The organism is Streptomyces sp. NPDC054887, from assembly GCF_053610585.1.
The window spans coordinates 1-7090 of the sequence record NZ_JBSGYQ010000130.1 but is presented as its reverse complement, the minus strand read 5'-3'; the positions used below and the strand labels follow the sequence as shown (position 1 = coordinate 7090).

Annotated in this window: 3 protein-coding genes; 2 read left to right on the top strand and 1 reads right to left on the bottom strand. The window is 73.1% G+C overall.

What is annotated here, in order from left to right; genetic code table 11:
- Window positions 1–205: 205 nt before the first annotated feature.
- Window positions 206–3664, bottom strand: a complete 3459-nt coding sequence (locus ACWGH0_RS34440) for a S41 family peptidase (protein WP_453408211.1) — start codon at window positions 3662–3664, stop codon at window positions 206–208.
- A gap of 404 nt (window positions 3665–4068) precedes the next feature.
- Here ACWGH0_RS34440 and ACWGH0_RS34435 point away from each other — a divergent pair, with 404 nt between their 5' ends.
- Complete coding sequence (locus ACWGH0_RS34435) at window positions 4069–4644, top strand: TetR/AcrR family transcriptional regulator (protein WP_453408210.1); 576 nt, start codon at window positions 4069–4071, stop codon at window positions 4642–4644.
- A gap of 150 nt (window positions 4645–4794) precedes the next feature.
- The gene (locus ACWGH0_RS34430) at window positions 4795–6996 is read left to right on the top strand and encodes an MMPL family transporter (RefSeq protein ID WP_453408209.1); all 2202 of its coding nucleotides are present in this window, start codon (window positions 4795–4797) and stop codon (window positions 6994–6996) included.
- Window positions 6997–7090 lie beyond the last annotated feature (94 nt).

Here is a 7090-nt window from a genome sequence, read left to right as displayed (position 1 = left end):
GCGCGGGCTTGCGCCGCACGGCCCCGCGGAGTGAAGGGCGCACCCGGATCACCACGGGTGCGCTCTTTCACGTTCATGTGCGGTTGACGGGCCATCTGACGGGCCGCGCCCGGACCGGGCACGAGCCGAGTACGGTCGAGGGCGCGCCCACGTGCTCCCCCTCAACGGCCGTGGCGGCGCCCGGCGTCGGCCCCCGCCCCCGCGGTCAGCCGCTTCGCGGCGGCAGGGGCGGACGGGTCTTGTCCGGTACGTCGGTGTAGGTCGGCGGCGTGGCCGCCGGGCGCGCCGCCAGCAGGTCCAGTGCCACCTGCACCGCGTCGCCGAGCTGCGCCTGGCGTCCTTCCGCCCAGTCGAGCGGGGTGCGCAGCACCGCGATGTCGGGCTCGACGCCGTGGTTCTCCACCGACCAGCCGTACGCGTCGAACCAGGCCGCGTTCATCGGCACCGTGATCACCGTGCCGTCTCCCAGCGTGTGGCGGCCGGTCATGCCCACCACGCCGCCCCAGGTGCGCTGCCCGACCACCGGCCCGAGGTCCAGCAGTTTGAACGCCGCCGTGATCATGTCGCCGTCCGACGAGGTCGCCTCGTCGGCCAGCGCCACCACCGGGCCCCGGGGGCCGTTCGAGGCGTACGACACCGGGTCCGCGTTCCGCGTCAGGTCCCAGCCGATGATGGTGCGGGTGAGCTTCTCGACGACCAGCTCGCTGATGTTGCCGCCCGCGTTGCCCCGTACGTCGACGATCAGGGCCGGGCGCGACACCTCCATCCGCAGGTCGCGGTTGAACTGTGCCCAGCCCGAGCCGCCCATGTCGGGGATGTGCAGGTAGCCGCACTTGCCGTCACTCAACTCCCGCACCACCTCCCGGCGTTTGGCCACCCAGTCCTGGTAGCGCAGGGGGCGCTCGTCGATCAGCGGGACGATCGCGACCCGGCGCGCCGGGCCCCCGCCCTCCGCCGGCCGGAACGTCAGCTCCACCGTCGTGCCCCCGGCCGCCGCCAGGAGCGGGTACGGGCCCGCCACCGGGTCCACCGGCCGGCCGTCCACGTGCGTGAGGACCGCGCCCTCCCGGATGCCCGTACCGGCCAGCGGCGAGCGCGCCTTGGAGTCGGACGACTCACCGGGCAGGATGCGGCGTACCAGCCACTCCCCGTCGCGGCACACGAAGTTCGCGCCGAGCAGCCCCATCGCCCGCTGGTAGTGCGGCGGGCCCTCGTTGCGGCGAGCGGCGGCGACGTAGGCGTGCGAGGTCCCCAGCTCGCCCAGGACCTCCCGCAGCAGGTCCGCGAACTCGTCGGGCGTGGCGACGCGTTCGAGCAGCGGACGGTACTGGTCGAGGACCGCGTCCCAGTCGATGCCGCCCATCCTCGGCTCCCAGAAGTACGCCCGCACGATGCGGCCCGCCTCCGCGTACGCCTGCCGCCACTGCGCCTCGGGGTCGACCTGGTGCAGGATGCGCCGCAGGTCCAGGTAGACCGTGCTGTCGCTGTCGCCGGACTCGGTGGCGGGCACCGCGCGCAGTTCGCCCTCGTCCATCACCACCAGCCGCGTCCCGTCGCCGCTCACCTCGAACCAGTCCAGGTGGTCGACGAGTTCCGTCTTGCGCGCCTTGGTGAGGTTGAAGTGTTCGAGGGTCGGGCGGCCCGACATGTCCGCCGGGTTGGCGAACGTCTCGCCGAGCGCTCCCGAGATCGGCCAGCGCAGCCAGACGAGTCCGCCGCCGGAGACGGGTTGCAGCCCCGAGTACTTGCTGGCGGCCACCGGGAACGGCGTCACGCGGTTCGGCAGGCCCTCCACCTCGACCAGGACCGTCATGCCGTCGGTGCTCTCGCTCTCCTCGCCCTCCACCGGGTCCAGTCCGCCCGCCGCCGGGCGGCCCTCCGCGGACAGCGCGAACGGCGACGGGGTCGCGGAGGACAGCGGTACGAGGTAGGGGCGGCAGCCCAGGGGGAACGACAGGTCGCCGGTGTGGACGTCGTACACCGGGTCGAAGCCCCGCCACGAGAGGAAGGCCAGGTAGCGGCCGTCGCTCGTGAAGACCGGGTTCTCGTCCTCGAAGCGGCCGTTGGTGACCTCGATGATGTGCTTCGTCTCGATCTTCGCCATCTTGATCTTGCGCAGGGTGCGGCCGATGCCGGGGTGCGACCAGGTCAGCCAGGCCCCGTCCGGGGAGAACGCCAGGTCGCGTACCGGGCCGTTGGTGGAGCGCGTCAGCTCGGTGACGGTGCCGGCTGCGTCCGTGCCCGCCTCGGCGTCCGCGCCCGCCTCGGCGTCCGCGCCCGCCTCCGCGTCGGCCGCGGTGTCGACGAGGAGCAGGCGGCCGTCGTGCGAGGCGATCGCGAGGCGTTCGCCCTCCGGGTCCGCCACCAGTTCGTGCACGCGCCCGAGCTTCCCCGAGGCGAGCCGTCGCGGCTCGCGGTCGCCGCTCGCGCGGGGCAGGTACGCGATCTCGATCGCGTCCTCGCCCTCCGCGTCGGTGATGTACGCGACCTGGCCGCCGCCGCCGAGCATCTGCGGCAGGCGGGCCCGTACACCCGGGACGTCCGTGATCGTGCGGGCCGGGCCGTCGCGGTGGGTCAGCCAGTACAGGCTGCCCCGCACCACGACCGCGCTCGCGCGGCCCGTCGTGTCGACCGAGAGGCCGTCCACGTTGGCCGCCGCCGGGACGTGGTACGTGCGCCGGCCGGCCCGGGGGCCGCCCAGACGCACCTCGAGGCGGCGCGGTTTCGCTCCGGGGGACAGGTCGTCCACCAACCACAGGTCACCCGCGCACTGGTAGACCACGCGGGCGCCGTCGCTGGAGGCGTGCCGGGCGTAGAACGCGTCGTGGTCGGTGTGGCGCCGCAGGTCGGTGCCGTCGTACGCGCAGGAGTAGAGGTTGCCGACGCCCTCGTGGTCGGAGAGGAACGCGATGCGTCCGTCGACGAACATCGGGCAGTCGAGGTGTCCGCCGATGTCCGGGAGCAGTTGCCGGCCGTGCAGCCACAGGCGGCCCGTCGCGCCGCCCCGGTAGCGCTTCCACGCGGCGGGCTCGTGCGGGGGCTTCCCGGTGAGCAGCAGCGTACGGCGCTCGCCCTCGACGTCCGCGACCGCGATGTCGGACACCGGTCCCCACGGCAGCTTGGAGCCGGGGCTGCCGTCCGTGGGGAGCTGGTACGCCCACGAGAAGTGCGAGAACGGCTGGCCGTGGGAGGCGACGGCGAGGATGTGCGCCGGGTGGTCGGGGCCGTCGGGGGTCCAGCCGCAGACGCGGGTGTCCAGCGATCCCCAGTGGCTGAGCCGGCGGGCGGGGCCGCCGTCCACGGGGGCGAGGTGGACCTCGGGGTCCAGGCTGCGCCAGGTGGTGAACGCGATGTGGCGGCCGTCGGGGGAGAAGCGGGGGTGGGAGACCTTCGTGCGGTCGACGGTGATGCGCCAGGCCCGGTCGGGCTGTTTGCCCGGCGGGACGAGGGGGGCCAGCCAGAGGTCGTCCTCGGCGGCGAAGCACAGGAGGTCGCCGTGGAGGTGGGGGAAGCGGAGGTAGGCGTTGCCGGCGGGGTCGGGGCCGGGGCCGGGGCCTGAGCCGGGTCCGTTGCCGGGGGCGGGCTGGGCGGCGGTGCCGTTGCCGTTGCCGGGTTGCGCCGGGGCTTCGGGGTCGGTGCCGCGCCGGGGCGTCTCCTCGGGCATCGAACGTTCGGCCACCGCTGCGATTCCGTCGGGGTGGTTGCGTTCGACGCCCTGCGGGGAGCGCCCCGGCACGTCCCCTCCCGCCCCTGCGGGTTGCTCGGCGGGGGAGTGGCCCGGCGCGTCCCCTCCCGCCACTGCGGGTTGCTCGGCGGGGGAGCGTTCCGGGGCGTCTTCTCCCGCCACCGTGGGGTGTTCGGCCGGGGTGGGCCGGTCGGGACGTGCGGCGGGTGTGGTCTCGGAGGGGCCGACGGACCCGGGTGCGTCGCTCACCCCCCAATGCTTTCCCCGGGCCGTGGGCGCGGCAACTTGTGGCGCGGAACACCGTCGAAACGGTTTCGTTTCGGTGGGAGAGCGGCGTACCGTAGGTGTACGAAACCGTTTCGTTCGCTTGGAGGTGGGTCGGCATGGCACGCACGCGGCTCACGCCCGAGCGGGAGAGCGAGCTCTACGAGGCCGTACTGGACCTGTTGCGCGAGGTCGGCTACGACGCCCTCACCATGGACGCCGTCGCGGCCCGCACGCGGTCCAGCAAGGCCACTCTCTACCGCCAGTGGGGCAGCAAGCCGGAACTCGTCGTCAGGGCCCTGCGGCACAACAAGCCCGTCAGTCTCGCGGACATCGACACCGGCACCCTCCGGGGCGATTTCCACGCACTGGTGGAGCGCACCGACGACTGCCAGATGGAACGGGACTCCGCGCTGATGCGGGGTCTCGCCCAGGCCGTGCACGAGAATCCGGATCTTCACCAGGCGCTGCGGGAGCTGCTCATCGCTCCCGAGCTCACCGGGCTCGACGGGCTGCTGCGGCGCGCCGTCGACCGGGGCGAGATCCCCGCCGAGACCGCCGCCCTGCGGTACGTCCCGCACATGCTGGTCGGCGCCTTCGTCGCCCAGGAACTCATCGAGGGCCGGTCGCCCGACCGGGCCTTCCTCTCCGACTACATCGATTCCGTGGTGCTGCCCGCCCTGGGCGCCGCCTGATGGTCCCGGTGTAGTGCCCCACGCGGCGCCGCGGAGTCCCCGCCCGGTGTCCGTCCCCGTAAACGCTCCACCTGACGCGCACCGCTCTCGTCGTCGGGCTGGTCACCCCTGCCCTGTCCGTACCAACGACCTGACCGGGAGAACGCCCTCGTGGCCACTTTCCTCTACAAGACGGGCCGGTTCGCCTTCCGCCGCCGCCCCTTCGTCGCCCTCGCGTGGATAGCCCTGCTGGTGCTCGCCGGCGTCGGCGCCGCGTCCGCGTCCACCGCGACCTCCAGTTCGTTCTCGATACCGGGCACCGAGGCCCAGAAGGCGTTCGACCTGCTCGACGAGCGCTTCCCCGGTGCGGCCGCCGACGGCGCCACCGCCCGCGTGGTGTTCAGGGCTCCCGAGGGGGAGCGCATGACCGACGCCGCGCACAAGGCGGAGGTCAAGAAGGTCGTCGACGGGCTGCGGTCGGGTTCCGACCAGATCGCCTCGGTCGTCGACCCGTACGCGAGCAAGGCCGTGAGCCGTGACGGGACGACGGCCTACACCCAGGTGTCGTACAAGGTCAGCGGGATGGAGCTGACCGACGGGACCCGGGACGCCCTCGTGGAGGCCGGCGACGAGGCCCGGGAGACCGGGCTGACCGTCGAGATCGGCGGCGACGCGCTCCAGGCCGTGCCGGAGACCGGTTCGGGGGAGATCATCGGTGTGGCGGTTGCCGCCGTCGTGCTGGTGGTCACCTTCGGGTCGCTGATCGCCGCCGGGCTGCCGCTGCTCACCGCGATCATCGGGGTGGGGATCGGCGTCTCCACCATCGCCGCGCTGGCCAACGTCCTGGACCTCGGCTCCACCACCTCGACGCTCGCCATGATGATCGGCCTCGCGGTCGGCATCGACTACGCCCTGTTCATCGTGTCCCGCTACCGGGCCGAGCTGGCCGAGGGCCGCGAGCCGGAGGACGCGGCCGGCCGGGCCGTGGGTACGGCCGGGTCCGCCGTCGTCTTCGCGGGGCTGACCGTGGTGATCGCGCTGGTCGGGCTGGCCGTCGTCAACATCCCGATGCTGACGAAGATGGGCTTCGCCGCGGCCGGCACGGTCGTGATCGCCGTACTCATCGCCCTCACGCTCGTTCCGGCGCTGCTCGGGTTCGCGGGCAAGAAGGTCTTCGGGCGCAAGGCCCGCGAGCGGCAGGAGCAGGCCACCGGGGCGGGCAGGGCCAACATGGGGACGCGCTGGGCGCGCTTCGTGCTGCGCCGGCCGGTCGCCGTACTGCTCACCGCCGTGGTCGGGCTCGGTGTCGTCGCCGTCCCCGCCGCCTCGCTGGAGATGGGACTGCCCGACGACGGCTCGCAGCCGGTCAGCACCACGCAGCGCAAGGCGTACGACCTGCTGTCGGACGGCTTCGGGCCCGGCTTCAACGGACCGCTGATGGTGGTCGTCGACGTGGCGGACGCCGAGCGGCCCAAGGACGCGGTCGGCCACGTCACCGACGTCGTCAAGAAGATGGACGGCGTCGCCGCCACCGTGCCCGGTCCGCTGAACAAGGCCGGTGACACGTCCGTCATCACCGTGGTCCCCAAGGACCGGCCCAGCTCCGGGGGGACCGAGGAGCTGGTGCGCGAGATCCGCGGGGCCGGCGCCGGCATCACGTCCGACACCGGGGCCGAGGTGCTGGTCACCGGGGCCACGGCCATGAACATCGACTTCTCGCAGAAGATGAACGACGCGCTGCTGCCCTATCTCGCGCTCGTCGTCGGGCTCGCGTTCCTGCTGCTGATGCTGGTGTTCCGCTCGGTCCTCGTACCGCTCAAGGCCGCTCTCGGATTCCTGCTGTCCGTGGTGGCGGCGCTCGGCGCGGTCGTCGCGGTCTTCCAGTGGGGCTGGCTCGCGGACGTGGTGGGCGTCGAGCAGACCGGACCCGTGATGTCGATGATGCCGATCTTCATGGTGGGCGTCGTCTTCGGTCTCGCCATGGACTACGAGGTCTTCCTCGTCACCCGCATGCGGGAGGCGTACGTCCACGGGGAGCGGCCGGGTCAGGCGATCGTCACCGGCTTCCGGCACGGCGCGCGGGTCGTCACGGCCGCCGCCGTCATCATGATCGCCGTCTTCGCCGGGTTCATCGGATCGAGCGAGTCGATGGTCAAGATGATCGGCTTCGGGCTGGCCATCGCCGTCTTCTTCGACGCCTTCGTCGTACGGATGGCCATCGTGCCCGCCGTGCTGGCGCTGCTCGGCGACAAGGCGTGGTGGCTGCCGCGCCGGCTGGACCGGGCGCTGCCGAACGTCGACGTCGAGGGCGAGCAGCTGCGCAAGGAACTGGGCGACGACGCCGAGGCCGGGCGGGAGCTGGTGCGCTCCTAGGCGCCGCGGAACTCCGGGGCCGCTCGCCGAGCGGACGGCGGCCCCGGTCGCGCACCGGCTCGTGGGGACGGGACCCGGTGCGACGGTGAGGTCC